The organism is Cupriavidus necator (assembly GCF_040578825.1).
GTDB lineage: Bacteria > Pseudomonadota > Gammaproteobacteria > Burkholderiales > Burkholderiaceae > Cupriavidus > Cupriavidus necator_E.
In genome coordinates this window covers 1-16,359 of sequence record NZ_JBEFLI010000109.1, presented here as the reverse complement: position 1 = coordinate 16,359, position 16,359 = coordinate 1, and the positions used below count along the sequence as shown (strand labels likewise).

General features: G+C 67.1%; 14 protein-coding genes and 1 pseudogene. 8 read left to right on the top strand and 7 right to left on the bottom strand.

The genetic code is table 11. The features are described from left to right. From AB1I47_RS33965 to AB1I47_RS31615, 3 genes and pseudogenes are all read right to left on the bottom strand, one after another. Positions 1-156: pseudogene (locus AB1I47_RS33965) on the bottom strand (BspC domain-containing protein); the annotation flags it as partial. Positions 157-423: 267 nt separating this feature from the next. Continuing rightward, positions 424-1,311 (bottom strand): N-formylglutamate amidohydrolase, encoded by an 888-nt coding sequence (locus AB1I47_RS31620; protein ID WP_354687604.1) that lies wholly within the window; start codon positions 1,309-1,311, stop codon positions 424-426. Positions 1,312-1,326: 15 nt separating this feature from the next. Then, on the bottom strand, positions 1,327-2,313 hold the full coding sequence (locus tag AB1I47_RS31615; protein WP_354687603.1) for a tripartite tricarboxylate transporter substrate binding protein BugE: 987 nt from the start codon (positions 2,311-2,313) through the stop codon (positions 1,327-1,329). 146 nt (positions 2,314-2,459) lie between these two features. Between AB1I47_RS31615 and AB1I47_RS31610 the strand changes: the two genes are divergently transcribed. Continuing rightward, the gene (locus tag AB1I47_RS31610) at positions 2,460-3,368 is read left to right on the top strand and encodes a LysR substrate-binding domain-containing protein (protein ID WP_354687602.1); all 909 of its coding nucleotides are present in this window, start codon (positions 2,460-2,462) and stop codon (positions 3,366-3,368) included. Positions 3,369-3,452: 84 nt separating this feature from the next. Here the strand turns inward: AB1I47_RS31610 and AB1I47_RS31605 are convergent, their stop codons facing one another. From AB1I47_RS31605 to AB1I47_RS31595, 3 genes are read right to left on the bottom strand one after another with little or no spacing between them, the layout of a single operon-like run. Continuing rightward, positions 3,453-4,628 (bottom strand): vWA domain-containing protein, encoded by a 1,176-nt coding sequence (locus AB1I47_RS31605; protein WP_354687601.1) that lies wholly within the window; start codon positions 4,626-4,628, stop codon positions 3,453-3,455. A 28-nt stretch (positions 4,629-4,656) separates the two neighbouring features. Further along, positions 4,657-5,250, bottom strand: a complete 594-nt coding sequence (locus tag AB1I47_RS31600; RefSeq protein ID WP_354687600.1) for a GNAT family N-acetyltransferase — start codon at positions 5,248-5,250, stop codon at positions 4,657-4,659. A 14-nt stretch (positions 5,251-5,264) separates the two neighbouring features. After that, the gene (locus AB1I47_RS31595; RefSeq protein ID WP_354687599.1) at positions 5,265-6,149 is read right to left on the bottom strand and encodes an AAA family ATPase; all 885 of its coding nucleotides are present in this window, start codon (positions 6,147-6,149) and stop codon (positions 5,265-5,267) included. 541 nt (positions 6,150-6,690) lie between these two features. Here AB1I47_RS31595 and AB1I47_RS31590 point away from each other — a divergent pair. Beyond that, complete coding sequence (locus tag AB1I47_RS31590; protein ID WP_354687598.1) at positions 6,691-7,038, top strand: c-type cytochrome; 348 nt, start codon at positions 6,691-6,693, stop codon at positions 7,036-7,038. A gap of 8 nt (positions 7,039-7,046) precedes the next feature. After that, positions 7,047-7,445 carry a c-type cytochrome gene (locus tag AB1I47_RS31585; RefSeq protein ID WP_354687597.1) on the top strand — a complete coding sequence of 133 codons (399 nt, stop codon included), beginning with the start codon at positions 7,047-7,049 and terminating at the stop codon, positions 7,443-7,445. 102 nt (positions 7,446-7,547) lie between these two features. On the opposite strand, the gene AB1I47_RS31580 is transcribed toward AB1I47_RS31585, so the two are convergent. Then, positions 7,548-8,537, bottom strand: a complete 990-nt coding sequence (locus AB1I47_RS31580; protein ID WP_354687605.1) for an FAD:protein FMN transferase — start codon at positions 8,535-8,537, stop codon at positions 7,548-7,550. A gap of 311 nt (positions 8,538-8,848) precedes the next feature. On the opposite strand from AB1I47_RS31580, the gene nosZ reads away from it, so the two are divergent. From nosZ to AB1I47_RS31555, 5 genes are all read left to right on the top strand, one after another. After that, positions 8,849-10,801 (top strand): TAT-dependent nitrous-oxide reductase, encoded by a 1,953-nt coding sequence (gene nosZ, locus AB1I47_RS31575; RefSeq protein WP_354687596.1) that lies wholly within the window; start codon positions 8,849-8,851, stop codon positions 10,799-10,801. 82 nt (positions 10,802-10,883) lie between these two features. Continuing rightward, complete coding sequence (locus AB1I47_RS31570) at positions 10,884-13,493, top strand: 4Fe-4S binding protein (protein ID WP_354687595.1); 2,610 nt, start codon at positions 10,884-10,886, stop codon at positions 13,491-13,493. Next, a complete protein-coding gene (locus tag AB1I47_RS31565) occupies positions 13,490-14,785 on the top strand; it encodes a nitrous oxide reductase family maturation protein NosD (protein ID WP_354687594.1) in 1,296 nt (431 codons plus the stop codon). Before AB1I47_RS31570 ends, AB1I47_RS31565 begins: the two co-directional genes overlap by 4 nt. After that, positions 14,760-15,728 (top strand): ABC transporter ATP-binding protein, encoded by a 969-nt coding sequence (locus AB1I47_RS31560; RefSeq protein ID WP_354687593.1) that lies wholly within the window; start codon positions 14,760-14,762, stop codon positions 15,726-15,728. Before AB1I47_RS31565 ends, AB1I47_RS31560 begins: the two co-directional genes overlap by 26 nt. A 2-nt stretch (positions 15,729-15,730) precedes the next feature. Next, on the top strand, positions 15,731-16,359 hold a 629-nt coding region (locus AB1I47_RS31555; protein WP_354687592.1), incomplete at its 3' end, for an ABC transporter permease.

The following is a 16,359-nucleotide window of genomic DNA, read 5'->3' as shown; positions in this document are numbered from 1 at the left end:
GGCGGGCGTGGCGGCGGCTGGTGACGAAGCCGGGGTGGCGGTGCCGGCCTCGTCGGTCGGCACGTTGGCGCAGCCTGCCAGCGCGATCGCACCGGCCACTGCGGCAGCCACCATGCGGAGCCGGCTGCCGAGCAGTTCGGAAATTCGTCGGATCACGATGTGAGCGGTGTGTGCGTTCTTGGGTCTGCCCGCCAGCGACTGGGGCGGCGAGGCAAGATGGGTTCGCAAAGGACTGCCATGATAGAGGAAACCTATCTGCCAAAGTTCCTAAATCTTGTTACCCATTCTTCTAATCCGTGACATCGCGCGGTAAGTGACGCTGTAGCGGCCGGACGCCGGCGGCAATCGCCGCGCGCCGCAATTGCGGCGAACCCGCAGCGGGCGGCCGCGGACCGTCGTCCGCGACGACCCTTGCATGCCGGATCAGGCCACGCGCGACGTCATCGAGCGCGTGAAGCGCAGCAGCTCGTCAAGCAGGCCGTTCAGGTTATGCCGCAGTTTGGCAAAGCCCGCGGTGTGGGTCAGCCCCACCTCGTCCATATACAGCTTGCGGTTGACCTCGAGCTGCAGGCTGTGGCAGCCGGCCTGCGGCTGGCCCACCACGCGCACGATCTCCACGCCCTTGTAGGGGTGGTTGCGCCAGACGTCGTAGCCCATGTCCTTGAGCACGCCCTCGACCCGGTCGGTGAAGCGCTTGTCGCAGGTGGTGCCGTCACGGTCGCCGACGACAAAGTCCGGGTGTTCGAGTCCCGGGTGCTCGGTTGCGTATTGCGCGGCGCGGCTCGGCATCGAATGGCAGTTGATATGCCAGGCGGCGCCATGGCCGGCGATGGCGCGATCGGCCAGCTTCTGCAATTGCGCGTAGTAGGGCAGGTAGAAGCGGTTGATGCGCGCCTGCACTTCTTCCACGCTCAGCTTGCGGTCGTAGATCGGCTCGCCGGTGTCGAGCACGCGCCAGACCAGGCCCTTGCCGAGCCGGGTCTTGGAGGTTTGCTGCTTCGCGCCCGGCCAGGGCGCGTCGAGCAGGGCTTCGTCGATCTCGTCGAGCGCGCGGTTGGCGTCCAGGTAGCTGCGCGGAAAACCCGCGCACAGCAGCGGGATGCCGCGCGCCGGGGCGCCTGCATAGAGCTCGTCGACAAAGGTGTCCTCGGCCTGCCGCAGCAGCGGCAGCGGCAGAGCTGGGTCGGGGCGGAAGTCCGTCGGGTAGGTGGTCGCGCTGTGCGGCGAATCCAGGAACAGCGCCGAGGGCTCGCCCTCGGGCTGGTACAGGAAGTACGGACTGTCCGCGGTGCTTCGGTCGGTATCTGTCATGGTGTGGCAGTGGAATCAGTCGAGCGAGATCTTGGCGGTGGCAGCCACGCGCTTGTTCTTGGCCACTTCGCTCTTGATCTGCGCGGCAAAATGCGCCGGGGTGTCGCCCACCGGGGTCGCGCCCAGCTTCTCGAGCTTGGCCTTCACTTCAGGCAGCGCCAGCACCTTGAGCGCGGCGGCGTGCAGCTTCGTCTGGACATCTGCCGGCAGGTTGGCCGGGCCGATCAGGCCGAACCAGGCGGCGTCGTTGACTTCGCCCAGGCCCAGCTCGGCAAAGGTCGGCACGTTGGGCAGCGCGGCCACGCGCTTGGGCGCGGCAACGGCCAGCGCGCGCAGCTTGCCGCCTTCGATAAACGGCAGCGACGACGGCAGGTTGTCGAACAGCACCTGCACCTGGCCGGCCAGTGCGTCGTTCAGCGCCGGGCCCACGCCCTTGTACGGCACGTGCAGCAGTTCGGTCTTGCTGCTCATCTTGAACAGTTCCCCCATCATGTGCGAGACGCTGCCGTTGCCGGCCGAGCCATAGGCCAGCTTGTTCGGCTGCGACTGCGCCAGTGCGATGAAAGACTTCATGTCGGTGGCCTTGACCGCCGGGTGGATGCTCATCACGTTGGGCACCGAGGCCAGGTTGGTGATGGTGGTGAAGTCCTTGGTTGCATCGTAGGACAGCCGCGGGTAGACCGCAGGATTGATGCCGTGCGTCGAGGCCGTGGCGATGCCCAGCGTGTAGCCATCCGGCGCCGCCTTGGACAGGAAGGTGGTGCCGATGCTGCCGCCGGCGCCGCCGCGGTTGTCCACCACCACGGCCTGGCCCAGTTGCTGGCCGAGCTTGTCGGCGACGATGCGCGCGACGATATCGGTCGTGCCGCCGGCCGGGAACGGCACTACCAGCGTGATCGGCTTGGTCGGGTAGCCCGACTGCGCCGCGGCGCTGAAGGAAATGCCGGTGGCAACTGCGGCCGAAGCGGCGGCAAGGACTCGGAAAAGTTGGCGACGTTGCATGACGGGTTCTGTGGGAAGAGTAGGAGGAAGGAGAGGGAATGCGGCGAACAAAGTGGTTTTCACGATTCTGCGCGTCCGGGCAAGCCAGCGGCAAACGAAATAAAATCCCTAGCTCATTCCATCTGGTCGTGAAATAGAGGTGATTTATGCGACGCCTATGTCCGTCGCTGACCGAGTTGCACGCCTTCGAGGCCGCCGCGCGTCACAACAGCTTTACCGTGGCGGCGCGCGAACTGCACGTGACGCAAGGTGCCGTCAGCAAGCAAGTGCGCAGCCTGGAGGCCTACCTTGGGGTAGAGTTATTCGAGCGCGTGCGCCAGCGCCTGGTGCTGACCATGGCGGGTGAACGCTACCTGGAGCGTATCGGGCCAAGCCTGAATGAGCTGGAGGCAGCCACGGTCGAACTGATGGCCAGCCAGGGCCGCGGCGGCGTGCTGCATATCGCCAGCATGCCGACGCTCGGCGCCAAGTGGCTGATCCCGCGCCTGCCGCAGTTCTTCGCGCGCCATCCCGAGGTCACGCTGGAATTCGTTCCGCATGCGCAGGGCTACGATTTTTCCGAGCCCGACCTGGACGCGGCGATCCGCTTCGGCGACGGCGTCTGGCCCGGCAGCCTGGCCGACTACATGACCGGACGCGAGGTCCTGCCGGTATGCCGCCCGGGCCTGCTGGCCGACGAGCCCGGCGGCGTGGCGCCGACGCCGGCAGCGCTGCTGCGCTATCCGCTGCTGCACCACACCACCGTGCCCGAAGCCTGGCCCGACTGGTTCGCCACGCTGGGCGTGTCCACGCGCCAGGCCTGGAGCGGGGCGCGCTTCGACCAGTTCTCGCTGCTGACGCAGGCGGCACTGTCCGGCCTGGGCATCGCGCTGATCCCGCGCTGCCTGATCGAACAGGAGCTGGCCAGCGGCGCGCTGGTGATCGCGCATCCGGCGCAGGTGCTGGCGAAGAAGGGCTATTACCTGTGCTATCCGGAGCAGAAGCAGCACCTGCCGGCGCTGCGCACGTTCCGCGAGTGGGTGATGGAGGGGGCCGACCTGGCACGGCCGGGCTGAGGCGGGAGAACAAAAAAAAGGGCGGCATGTCGATGCCGCCCGAATTCACTGAATGGCGTCGCGAGCCGGCGCCGTGGCTCGCCCTTACTTCGACAACACCTTCATCGCCTGTTCCAGCCCCGCCAGCGTGACCGGATACATCCGCCCCTTCATCAGCTGGTTGATCACGGTGATCGACTGCCGGTATTGCCACAGCCCTTCCGGTTCGGGATTGAGCCAGACGAAGTGCGGAAACTGCTCGGTCATGCGATTCAGCCACACCGCGCCGGCCTCGGCGTTGTTGTACTCGACCGAGCCCCCGGGCTGCAGGATCTCGTACGGGCTCATGGTGGCATCCCCGACGAAGATGATCTTGTAGTCCGGCGTGTACTTGTGCAGCAGGTCCCACGTGGCCAGCTTCTCCGCGTGGCGGCGGCGGTTGTTCTTCCACACGTAGTCGTACAGGCAGTTGTGGAAGTAGTAGTACTCCAGGTGCTTGAATTCGGTCTTGGTGGCAGAGAACAGCTCTTCCACGCGCTTGATGTGGTCGTCCATAGAGCCGCCCACGTCCATCAGCATCAGCACCTTGACCTTGTTGTGGCGCTCGGGCCGCAGCTTGATGTCGAGCAGGCCGGCGTTGGCCGCGGTGGAGTGGATGGTGTCGTCCAGGTCCAGCTCGGTATCGGCGCCTTCGCGCGCGAAGCGGCGCAGCCGGCGCAGCGCCACCTTGATATTGCGCGTGCCCAGTTCGACCTGGTCGTCATAGTCCTTGTAGGCGCGCGTCTCCCACACCTTGATCGCGGTGCGGTTGCCCTTGGAGGGGCCGCCGATGCGGATGCCCTCGGGGTTGTAGCCGCCATGCCCGAACGGCGAGGTGCCGCCGGTGCCGATCCACTTGTTGCCGCCCTCGTGCTTTTCCTTCTGCTCCTCGAGCAGCTGCTTCAGGCGCTCCATCAGCTTGTCGAGGCCGCCCATGACCTCGATCTTGGCCTTTTCCTCGGGCGACAGCTCGCGCTCCAGCGTCTTCTGCAGCCAGTCGAGCGGGATATCGGACTTCCAGTCGACCAGGCTTTCCACGCCCTTGAAGTAGGCGGCGAAGGTCTGGTCGAACTTGTCGAAGTGCTTCTCGTCCTTGACCAGCGTCATCCGCGACAGGTAGTAGAACTCGTCGATGGACGGCGAGATGACCTGGGCCTTGAGCGCTTCCAGCATGGTCAGGTATTCCTTGACCGAGACCGGCAGCTTGGCGTGGCGCAGCGAGAAGAAGAAATCGATCAGCATGATGCCTCGCTATCAGTCGGCGGCCGCTTCAGCGCGGACGGTCGAGCTGGAATTGCAGGTGTTGACGCACCGTCGGCCATTCGCTGGCGATGATCGAAAACACCACGGTGTCGCGCAACGAGCCGTCCGGCATGCGCTGGTGGTTGCGCAGCACGCCGTCCTGCTTGGCGCCCAGGCGGGCGATCGCGGCGCGGCTCTGCTGGTTCATCCAGTGCGTGCGGAACTCCACGGCGATGCAGTCGAGATTCTCGAAGGCATGGCCCAGCAGCATCAGCTTGCATTCCGTGTTCAGCGGCGTGCGCTGGACGCGGCGCGCATACCAGGTGGACCCGATCTCGACACGCCGGTTGGTCGCATCGATATTCATGTAGGTGGTCATGCCTGCCAGTTCGCCGGCGGCATCGCGCACCGCGAACGGCAGCATCGAGCCCTGTTCCTGCAGCGCCAGGCGCCGCGCGATCTCGGCTTCCATGCGCTCCGGCGCGGGCACGCTGGTGTACCAGAGCTTCCACAGCTCGCCGTCGGTGCAGGCGGCGCGCAGCCCCTCGGCGTGCCCGGCGCTTAGCGGTTCCAGCGTGGCGTGGAGACCGACCAGGGTGACGGGTTTGGCGAACTCGGTCATGCCTGCCATCGCCATCAGCGGTTGGCGCGGTTCATGAACACCAGCCGCTCGAACAGGTGCACGTCCTGCTCGTTCTTCAGCAGCGCGCCGTGCAGCGGCGGGATCGCGGCCTTCTTGTCCGGGCTCTTCAGGGCCTCGGGCGGGATGTCCTCGGCCATCAGCAGCTTGAGCCAGTCGATCAGCTCGGAGGTCGACGGCTTCTTCTTCAGGCCCGGCAGGTTGCGCATCTCGTAGAACGACTCCAGCGCCGCGGCGACCAGCTCGCGCTTGATGCCGGGGTAGTGCACGTCGACGATCTGCTGCATGGTGTCGGCGTCGGGGAACTTGATGTAGTGGAAGAAGCAGCGGCGCAGGAAGGCGTCGGGCAGTTCTTTCTCGTTGTTCGAGGTGATGATCACCAGCGGGCGGTGCTTCGCCTTGACCAGTTCGCGCGTCTCGTAGACGTAGAACTCCATGCGGTCGAGCTCGCGCAGCAGGTCGTTGGGGAATTCGATGTCGGCCTTGTCGATCTCGTCGATCAGCAGCACGGTCTGCTCGTCGGCCTCGAACGCCTGCCACAGCACGCCCTTGACGATGTAGTTGCGGATGTCGTGCACGCGGTCGTCGCCCAGCTGCGAGTCGCGCAGGCGCGAAACCGCGTCGTACTCGTACAGGCCCTGCTGCGCCTTGGTGGTCGACTTGATATGCCACTGCAGCAGCGGCATGCCCAGCGCGGCGGCCACTTCCTCGGCCAGCATGGTCTTGCCGGTGCCGGGCTCGCCCTTGATCAGCAGCGGGCGCTGCAGCGTGCGCGCGGCGTTGACGGCCAGCTTGAGGTCGTCGGTGGCGACATACTGGTCACTGCCCTCGAATTTGACCTGCTGGGCGGAGGAAGCTTGGGCGTTGGCGATGTTTGACATGAGGCAACCTGAGGTGGCGGCCGCGGATCGGCCGGGTTGGCGTGTTTGGCGCAGTCTCTTCGCGCTGTCACGCGCGCTTTCATAGTATTGGAAACCAGGTCCGGCGCAGTACGCCCGCGGCGCGCCTCGGCAGCGCTTGCGAACGGTCGTGCGGATTCCCGGAATGGGCCAGTATAAAAGACCTTGGCGGTTCGTGTTGGAATGGGCTGCCGGCCCGGCCGGGGGCCGGCCCTGGTTGCTGGACTGGCAGGTGCCGGCTGCTGTACAATGCGCCGGTTTGACGCGCCCCCACGTCCAGTTCTCCAGTATCCGGCAGTCCGCGTTCAGAAGTCCCAGCGGCCCGTCCGGGTCGCGGCGATTGCGAGAGGTGGTTCCAGAATGGTGTTCCACATCACGGCAAAAGAGACCGGATGCGACATGTCTGGCGGGTTGCACCTGTGCAACCCCACCGGCTGCCAGGCTTCCCAGCAGAAGCATTCTGAAACCGTCTCCGCCCGGCAGGGCAGGTCACGCACGGTTTAACTTCCAATCCGCTAAGACAATGAAAAAGCTCCTCACGATGGTGGTGCTTGGCGCGGCTGCAACGGCAGCGCAGGCACAGGAAGTCAAGGGCAATGGAGACGCTGCCAAGGACAAGGTTGCAATGTGCATCGGATGCCACGGCATTCCGGGCTACCGTGCGTCGTTCCCCGAAATCTATGAAGTGCCGCTGCTGGGCGGCCAGAGCGCCAAGTACATCGAGAACGCGCTGAAGGCCTACCAGAAGGGCGAGCGCAAGCACCCGACGATGCGCAGCATCGCCGCGACGCTGACCGAGCAGGACATCGCCAACGTCGCCGCCTACTACTCGCAGCAGAAGGCCGGTACGCAGAACAACTCCCTCAAGTAAGAGACCCCATGAAGACGCTCAAGACGCTTTCGTTCGCGCTCGGCGCACTCGTGCTGGGTGCTGCCGCCATGCCGGCCTCGGCTGCCGACCTCGCCAGGGGCAAGGCGCTGGTGGAAAAGGGTGCCTGCGTAGCCTGCCACGGCGCCGGCATGAACAAGCCGATCTCGCCGGACTACCCGAAGCTGGCCGGCCAGCATGCCGATTACCTGTACCATGCGCTGCTGTCGTACCAGGTGTCGGGCAATCCGCTGGTGGGCCGCTCCAACGCGATCATGGCCGGCCAGGTCAACGCCAACCCGGCCGTGACCGGCAAGGACGGCAAGCCGCGGCCGTTCACCCGGCAGGAGCTGAAAGACATGGCCGCGTATATCGAATCGCTGCCTGGCGACCTGGTGCTGAAGAAGTAAGCCAGCGCGCGGTTTTTGCCGCACCGATGGCTGAAAAAGCCGCTTCTTCGGAAGCGGCTTTTTTATCGTTGGTGCGCCGCAGTGGCGGGCGCGGCACGCCGTTCAGGCTTGCAGCCGCCGCGCCATCCCTGGCGACATCCATGGCCGGCCATCGCCGGCGATAAGCGCATCGACACCAGCCAGCCCTGCCAGCAGCTCGCCCGCCGCAGCCTGGCCGGCCACCATCAGCGCGGCGCCCAGCCCGTTCACCGCAGCCGTCGTCGGTGCCACCAGCGTTACGCCGTGCGGCCCCGCCGAGGGCAGGCCGGTGGCGGGCTCCAGCACATGGTGGTAGCGCCGGCCGGCGGCGATAAAGCAGCGCTCGTAGTCGCCCGATGACGCCACCACGGCGTCGGATACCTGTAGCACCCCCAGCAGCCGCGCCGGCGCCAGCGGGTCGCGCACACCGACGCGCCAGTCGCGCCCCTGCAGTTGACCGCTGGCCAGCACATCGCCGCCGCCATTGACCATCGCGTCATGCAGCCCGTGGCGGCGCAGGGCCGACATCCCCGCTTGCAGGATCGGCAGCTTGGCGATGCCGCCCAGGTCCAGGCGCATGCCCGGCCGCGCCAGCATTGCCTCGCCGCGCCGGGCGTCGAGCATGACCTGCCGGTAGTCCACCAGCGGGCGTTCGCGCGCGAGTTCGGCGGCATCCGGCACGCGGTTGCCATCGTCGCCGAAGCGCCAGCCGGCGAAGGCGCCGACCGTGATATCGAAGGCGCCGCCGCTGCGCGCCGACATCGCGGCGGCGGCCTGCAGCACCGCCATCAGTTCCGGTGCCACGCGCACCGGATGCCGGCCTGCCGCGCGCTGCAGTGCGCTGACTTCGCTGTCAGGGCGGTAGCGGCTCATCAACTGCTCCAGCCGCGCCATCTCGCCGAAGGCCGCGGCAATGCCTGCCTGCGCGGCGGTGTGGCTGGCGCTCTGCACGACGATGTCCACGCGCGTGCCCAGCAGGCGGCGCGACGCGCGCGTGACCGTGACATCGGCCAGCGCGGGTCGCACGAACATGCCGGTGGCGAGCAGTGGTACGCCGGCGGCGCCGCGGATCATGGCGCGGCGCGTGGTGTCGATGCCCGCGGTGGAAGACAGTGTTTGCAATAGGGTCTTGAAGCGCATGACGAGGTTCGCGGCGCTGGCCGCCTAAGCCGAGGACGTTGCTGTGCCGCCATTCTCTGCGCAGTGCCTTCGAAAAACATGCATCGATGATGAATATTTAAGAGAACACTGACGATCATCAACCTCGTTCGCGCCAACTGCTTCGAGTATCTGTAGCCGGCAGCATCAGGCCACAGCAAGACACACAACGAAGCAAGCCGGCGGAGCGGACTCCGCCCTTTGCAATGACGGTTCGAGGATCGAAGATGACCAGGCATTCCCAGGATCAACTGCCACGCAACGATGCACCGGCCGCGCCGGGACGGCGGCGCTTTATCAATACCGCGGCACTCGCCGGCCTTGCCGGCGTGGCAGCCTGCAGCGACAAGGGCGGTGCGCCGGCAGCGGCCACCCCGGCAAGCGCCGCCGGTGCCCATGCCGCGCCGGGCGGCACGCATGCCGGCACCGCCGGCGCGTCCGTGCACCTCAAACCGGGCGAGCTCGATACCTACTACGGTCTCTGGAGCGGCGGCCATGCCGGCGACGTGCGCGTGCTGGGATTGCCTTCCGGGCGCGAACTGCACCGCATCCCATGCTTCGTGCCGGATGCGCTGACCGGGTGGGGCATTACCAATGAATCGAAGCGCGTGATGGGCACCCGCCCTGACGGCAGCCTGCAATACACCGTCGGCGATACGCATCACGTGCATGGCTCGTACAAGGACGGCAACTACGACGGCCGCTATGCGTGGATCAACGACAAGATCAACGCCCGCCTGGCGCGCATCCGGCTCGACTACTTTATCTGCGACAAGATCACCGAGCTGCCCAATGTGCAGGGCTTCCACGGCATCTTCCCGGACAAGCGCGACCCCGTCGACGAGAAGATCAACTACACCACGCGCGTATTCTGCGGCGCCGAGTTCGGCGTGCCGCTGCCCAATACGCCGACCGAGGATGCCGGCAAGTACCGTTCGCTCTTCACCTGCGTCGACGCCGAATCGATGGCGGTGCGCTGGCAGGTGCTGATCGACGGCAACTGCGACCTGGTGGCGACTTCGTACGACGGCAAGCTGGCTGCGACCAACCAGTACAACGTGGAGATGGGCGCTCGCTTCGAGGACATGATGTCGGCCGAGCGCGATGCCTGCCTGTTCTTCAATATCGCGCGCATCGAGGCGGCGATCAAGGACGGCAAGTTCAAGACCATCGGGGCTTCGAAGGTGCCGGTGGTCGACGGCACGCATGCCGCCAACCAGGACCCGAAGACCGCGCTGACCGCCTATGTGTCGGTGCCCAAGAACCCGCACGGCGTCAATGCCAGCCCGGACCAGAAGTACTTCATCTGCGCGGGCAAGCTGTCGCCCACCGGCACGGTAATCGAGCTCGCCAGGGTGCTGGAGTGGTTCGACGGCAAGCTGGCGAAGCTGGACGACGCCATCGTCGCCGAGGTCGAGCTGGGCCTGGGGCCGCTGCATACCGCGTTCGACGGCCGCGGCAATGCCTACACCACGCTGTTCCTCGACAGCCAGATCGTCAAGTGGAACATCGAAGCGGCGATCCGTTTCCACAAGGGCGACAAGAACGCGAAGTACGTGGTGGACCGGCTCGACGTGCAATACCAGCCCGGCCACCTCAATGCCTCGCAGTCGGAGACGGTGGCCGCTGACGGCAAGTTCCTCGCGGTGGGCTGCAAGTTCTCCAAGGACCGCTTCCTGCCGGTGGGCCCGTTGCACGCGGAGAACGAGCAGTTGATCGATATCTCCGGCGACAAGATGGTGCTGCTGGCGGACCACCCGGTGCACAGTGAACCGCACGACTTCGTCATCTTCCGCCGCGAGCTGCTGCGGCCGAAGCAGGTCTACGCGCTCGACGACTTTCCGCTGGCGATCAAGGATGCGCAGCAGTCCGGCGTGTTCCGCAACGGCAGGAAGGTGACGGTGAAGCTCACCTCGCAGGCGCCGGTGTTCAGCCTGCGCGAAATCAAGCTGAAGAAGGGCGACGAGGTCACGCTGATCCTGACCAACCTGGACAAGATCGAGGACCTGACGCACGGCTTCGCCATCCCGAAGTACAACATCAACTTCATCGTCAATCCGCAGGAGACGGCATCGGTGACCTTTGTCGCCGACAAGCCGGGCGTGTTCTGGTGCTACTGCACCCACTTCTGCCACGCGCTGCACCTGGAGATGCGCAGCCGCATGATTGTGGAGGCCTGAGCCGGCTTGCCCCAACCACTGCGCGCGCCGCCCTTCCCGCACGGGAAGGGCGGCGCAACCCGCCTCGCAGCCTGCCCTTTCCATGATTCACGCTATCCGCCAACTGTTCGCGATCCTGCTGGCCGCATGCCTGCTATGGGGGCTGTCCGCCACGCCGGCGCACGCCGGCGCCTACGAGGCCGCCCTGCCACCCGATCTGGCCACGGCCGCTGACCTGTGCGCGCTGGTGCCGTGCGCCGAGGTGCTGCCCGGCGCCACCCGCTTCTCGCCGCGCAAGGGCCAGCCGCCCTATGTGGAAGGTTATGGCACCAGCGCCGACGGCAAGTCGGTGCTGCTCGGCTATGTGATGCTGTCCACCGATATCACCGATACGCCGGCGTATTCCGGCAAGCCGGTGGTGACGCTGATCGGCATGGATACGCAGGGCCGCTATGCCGGCGTGAAGGTGCTGAAGCATTCGGAGCCGATCCTGCTGCTGGGCATCCCGGAATCGGCGCTGCTGGATTTCAACCGGCAGTATGTGGACAAGTCCGTCGCCGACAAGATCGAAGTGGGGCAGTCGCGCCCCGATGAAGGCGTGGTCGGGGTCGACGCCATTTCCGGCGCGACCGTGACTGTGATCGCGCAGAACCAGGTGCTGACGACTTCGGGCGCGGCGGTCGCGCGGCAGGTCGGCATCCTGGCGCCGACGCAGCGCGCGCCGGCAAGCTTTGCCGAAAGCGGCAAGCGCTACAGCTGGCAGCAACTGGTGGCGAGCGGCGCGGTACAGCGCCTGCTGGTGCAGCCGGCGCAGGTTGGCCTGCAGGGTGGTGACGGGCCATTTATCGAGCTGTGGTTCGGCGACCTCAACCATCCCGATATCGGGCGCAGCGTGCTGGGCGATGCAGGCTGGCAGGGGCTGCAGGCACAGTTGCGGCCGGGCGAGCATGCCATCTTCGTGATCCGCTCGGCAGGCGCGGAATCGTTCAAGGGCTCGGGCTTCGTGCGCGGCGGCATCTATGACCGCGTGCAGGTGCGCCAGGGCGCGGACGCATTCACCTTCCGCGATCTCGACTACCTGAACCTCTATGGCGTGGCGGCGGAGGGCGCGCCGACGCCTACCGAGTCGGCGATCTTCGTGATCCGCGCGCCGGGCTTTTCCGCGGCGTATCCGTGGAAGTTGTCGTTCCTCGGCAACCGCGTGGACCGCGCCACCGGCACGCGCAGCTTTGCCAGTTTCGACGCGCCGTACTGGCTGCCCGCGACGATGCTGCAGGGTGGCCGGCCGCATCTCGAGGAGCCCGAGGCGCCGTGGCGCAAGGTCTGGCGCAAGCAGGCGGGCGCCATCGCGCTGTTCGTGGCGCTGCTGTGCGCCGTTACGCTGGTCTACGCGCTGCGCGACCGCCTGACGCGGCGCGCCACGCACAAGAACAAGTGGCCGGTGAATGCGTTCAAGTACACGGCCTGGGCGCTCAGCATCGTATTCGTCGGCTTCGGCGCGATGGCGCAGCCATCGGTCACGCAGGTGCTGACGTGGTTCCATGCGCTGCTGCTGCGCTGGGACTGGGCGCTGTTCCTGAGCGATCCCTTTATCTTCTGCTTCTGGATCTTCATCATCGTCACGGTGCTGCTGTTCGGGCGCGGGCTGTTCTGCGGCTGGCTGTGCCCGTTCGGCTCGCTGTCCGAGGCGATCTTCAAGCTGGGCCGCTTCCTCGGCCTCAAACACTGGCAGCGGCAACTGCCGCGGCGGTGGCATGACGGGCTCAAGTGGGTCAAGTACGGCGTGTTCTTCGGGCTGCTGGCGGTGTCGGCGTTCTCGATGGGGCTGGCCGAAATGCTGGCGGAGGTCGAGCCGTTCAAGACCACCTTCCTGGTCGGCATCGGCAACCGGGCCTGGCCGTATGGACTGTTCGCCGGCACGCTGCTGGGGCTGTCGCTGTTTATCGAACGGCCATACTGCAAGTACCTGTGCCCGCTCGGTGCCGCGCTGGCGATGCCGAGCACGTTCCGCTGGTTCGGGCAGCGGCGCAAGGCGGACTGCAACCAATGCAAGGCATGCGGGGTGGGCTGCGGATCCCAGGCGATCGATGCCAACGGCCGCATCGACCAGCGCGAATGCCTGCATTGCCTGGACTGCATGGTGCTCTATACCGACACGCGCGGCTGCCCGCCGCTGGCGCGGGAGCGCAAGCGGCGCGAGCGTGACGGGTTGCAGCTGACGCCGGTGGGACGCGATGGGTACTTCATCCCGCTGGTGCCGGTGCCGGTGGACGCGCCGACGCTGTCGGGCCCCGATCCGCGCCTGCCCACCGACCCGGTGGCGCCGCCGTACGCGGCAAAGGCCGGCGTCGCGCGCTGGCTCGCCGAGCTGTGCGATCACCTCTGGCCATGGAGCGGTGAGGACTGGCGCTCGGCACGCGCACTGCAGGTGGCCGGGCTCGCGCTCGCGCTGGCGGCCACCGTGGCCTGGGCGCTGGCCGCCACCGGGCAATTGCGCGCCGGCGCGGTGATCGGCTGGTGGCTGGGCTGGAGCGTGTACGAGGTGCTGATCCGGCTGTCGGGACGGCGCTATGTCAAGGACGGCCCCTGGTGGCGCGGCCGCTACCGGCGCGCCACCGTGATGGACATGCTGTGCTACGTCGGCTTCAAGAATCTGCTGGTGGGCGCCGTGTTGTTCCTGACGCTGAAGGGCATGGGGATGCTGTCCGCATGAAGCCGTTCCTCGCCCTGGCGATGGTGTGCGCGCTGGTTTGCGCACTGACCGCCGCACAGGCGCATGCCGCCACCTGGCGCGTGCGCCCGGGCGAGCCCTTGCAGGCCGCGATCGACGCAGCCCGTGCGGGCGACACCATCGACATCGAACGCGGCACCTACACCGGCAACTTTGTCGTCGGCAAGCCGCTGTTGCTGCGCGGCATCGGCCGGCCCACGCTCAGCGGCGCGCTGCGCGGCGACACGCTGCGCATCACCGCCCCCGACGTGGTGGTGGAAGGCCTGATCGTGCGAGATTCCGGCGACAGCCTGAAGGACCAGAACGCCGGCATCTACATCCAGCCCGGCGCGCACCGCGCGGTAGTGCGCCGCTGCGATCTGACCTACAACCTGTTCGGCCTGTGGATCGAAAAGGCCGACGACGTGCGCGTCGAGGCCAACACCATCACCGGCAAGCGCGACTACAACTCGGCGCAGCGCGGCAACGGCGTGCAGCTCTACAACACGCGCGGCGCGCGCATCCTCGACAACAACATCAGCTTCGTGCGCGATGCGCTCTACGTGGACGTATCGCACCAGGCGGTGTTCCGCCGCAACCGGCTGCACCACAGCCGCTACGGCAGCCATTACATGAACTCGCACCACAACCTGTGGGAAGACAACGACAGCTACCGCAACCGCGGCGGGCTGGCGCTGATGGAAGTGCGCGACCAGGTCGTGCGCAACAACCGCACCTGGGGCAACGCCGACCACGGCATCATGCTGCGCACGCTGCAGGACTCGGTGATCGAGGGCAACGTGGTTGCATACAACCAGCGCGGCTTCTTTATCTACGACGTCGAGTATGCGCAGCTGCGCGGCAACCTGGTGCTGGGCAACGCCATCGGCGTGCACCTGTCGGCGGGCTCGACCCGCAACGTGGTGCAGGGCAACGACTTCATCGGCAACCGCGAGCCGGTGCGCTATGTCGGCGCCCGCGACGAGCCCTGGGGCGGGCGCAATCCGTCCGAGCGCCTGCAGGGCAACTACTGGAGCCACTACCTGGGCTGGGACCGAGATGGCGACAGCGTGGGCGACGTCCCATACCAGGCCAATGACCTGGTCGACCGGCTCAGCTGGCGCTACCCGGGCGTGACGCTGCTACTGGGCAGCCCGGCGCTGCAGGCGCTGCGGCTGGCCGGGCGCCAGTTCCCGGTGATCCGGGTGCCGGGCGTGGTCGATGCCTATCCGCGGATGCGTCCGGCCCGCGCCAACTGGAGGAACTGGCATGAGCAGACCGACGCAGGCAACTGATCCGGCCATGGGCGCCATCGTGCTGTCCGGTGTCAGCAAGCACTTCGGCACGCTGCGTGCCGTCGACGATGTCAGCCTGACCGTCGGGCAGGGCGAGTTGCTGGGCCTGATCGGCCATAACGGCGCCGGCAAGAGCACGTTGTTCCGCATGATGCTGGGCCTGTTGCCGCCCACGCAAGGCACGCTGGTGGTCGCCGGTGCCGCCGTGGGCAGCCATGCGTTCCGGGCCGCGCGGCGCGGCATCGGCTACCTGCCCGAGCACCTGGTGCTGTACGACAACCTGAGCGGGCTGGAGACGCTGCGCTTCTTCGCGCGGCTGAAAGGCGTGCCCGCCGGCGCATGCGTGCCGATGCTGGCGCAGGTGGGCCTGTCGGGCGCCGCCGCGCGCCCGGTGCGCGAATACTCGAAAGGCATGCGGCAACGGCTCGGGTTTGCGCAGGCGCTGCTGGGCGCGCCGCGCGTGCTGTTTCTCGACGAGCCGACCAACGGCCTGGACCCAGCCGCGATCCGCGACTTCTACGCCATGCTCAACGCGCTGCGCGAGACCGGGGTGACCATCGTCATCACCTCGCACATCCTGGCCGAGCTGCAGCAACGCATCGACCGCTTTGCGATCCTGTCCGCGGGCCGGCTGCAGGCCACGGGCAGCCTGGAGGGGCTGCGTGCCCGGGCCGGCATGCCGCTCACGCTGGCCCTGCGGATCGATCCGGGCGCGCGCGGTGAGGCACTGCGGGCACTGCGGGCACTGCGCATGCTGGGTCCGCCGGCGCAGCACGCGCTGGAGATTGTTGAAGGCGCCACACCCGGCGAGCTGACCGTACGCTGCCCGGCCGCCGCCAAGATGCCGGTGCTGGCCGCGCTGCAGCCACTCGCAGGGCGGCTGCTGGACCTGCAGATCCGCGAGCCGTCGCTCGAAGATCTGTTTTTGGGCATGAGGGGATAAGCATGTGCGCGTGGATCGATGCAAGACAGGTGGCCGCGCTCGCGGCCAAGGAATTCCGCGACCGGATGCGCAACCGCTGGGTGCTGGCCGTGGCCGCGGTCTTCACCGCGTTGTCGGTGGCGATCGGCTACTTCGGCGGCGCCGAGCAGGGCGTGCTGGGGCCGCGCTCGCTGGAGTTCGTCATCACCAGCCTGGCCAGCCTGGTGATCTACCTGGTGCCGATGATCGCGCTGCTGCTGGGCTTCGACGCCGTGGTGGGCGAGCGCGAGCGCGGCTCGCTGGACCTGCTGTTGTCGTTGCCGCTGACGCGCGGCGAGGTGCTGCTGGGCAAGTACCTCGGGCTGGCGGCAGCGTTGGTGCTGGCCACCGCCGGTGGCTTTGCGCTGCTGGCGGTGCTGCTGGCGCAGCAGTTCGGCCGGCCGGGGCTGTACCACTACCTCGGCTTCGTCGCGAGCGCGGCGCTGCTCGGCCTCGCGTTCCTGAGCCTGGCGCTGTGGCTGTCGGTGTTGAGCCGCGATCGCGCGCAGGCGTCGGGGCTGGCCATCGGCCTGTGGTTCTTCTTCGTGCTGGTGTTCGACCTGTTGCTGCTCGGGCTGCTGGTCGCAGGCGCGGGCGAGGGGGCGGGCGAGGG

Coding starts and splice junctions, on each gene's coding strand:
- AB1I47_RS31620 (WP_354687604.1), bottom strand. CDS start 1,311: ATGACAGATACCGACCGAAGCACCGCGGACAGTCCGTACTTCCTGTAC.
- AB1I47_RS31615 (WP_354687603.1), bottom strand. CDS start 2,313: ATGCAACGTCGCCAACTTTTCCGAGTCCTTGCCGCCGCTTCGGCCGCA.
- AB1I47_RS31610 (WP_354687602.1), top strand. CDS start 2,460: ATGCGACGCCTATGTCCGTCGCTGACCGAGTTGCACGCCTTCGAGGCC.
- AB1I47_RS31605 (WP_354687601.1), bottom strand. CDS start 4,628: ATGCTGATCGATTTCTTCTTCTCGCTGCGCCACGCCAAGCTGCCGGTC.
- AB1I47_RS31600 (WP_354687600.1), bottom strand. CDS start 5,250: ATGACCGAGTTCGCCAAACCCGTCACCCTGGTCGGTCTCCACGCCACG.
- AB1I47_RS31595 (WP_354687599.1), bottom strand. CDS start 6,149: ATGTCAAACATCGCCAACGCCCAAGCTTCCTCCGCCCAGCAGGTCAAA.
- AB1I47_RS31590 (WP_354687598.1), top strand. CDS start 6,691: ATGAAAAAGCTCCTCACGATGGTGGTGCTTGGCGCGGCTGCAACGGCA.
- AB1I47_RS31585 (WP_354687597.1), top strand. CDS start 7,047: ATGAAGACGCTCAAGACGCTTTCGTTCGCGCTCGGCGCACTCGTGCTG.
- AB1I47_RS31580 (WP_354687605.1), bottom strand. CDS start 8,537: ATGATCCGCGGCGCCGCCGGCGTACCACTGCTCGCCACCGGCATGTTC.
- nosZ (WP_354687596.1), top strand. CDS start 8,849: ATGACCAGGCATTCCCAGGATCAACTGCCACGCAACGATGCACCGGCC.
- AB1I47_RS31570 (WP_354687595.1), top strand. CDS start 10,884: ATGATTCACGCTATCCGCCAACTGTTCGCGATCCTGCTGGCCGCATGC.
- AB1I47_RS31565 (WP_354687594.1), top strand. CDS start 13,490: ATGAAGCCGTTCCTCGCCCTGGCGATGGTGTGCGCGCTGGTTTGCGCA.
- AB1I47_RS31560 (WP_354687593.1), top strand. CDS start 14,760: ATGAGCAGACCGACGCAGGCAACTGATCCGGCCATGGGCGCCATCGTG.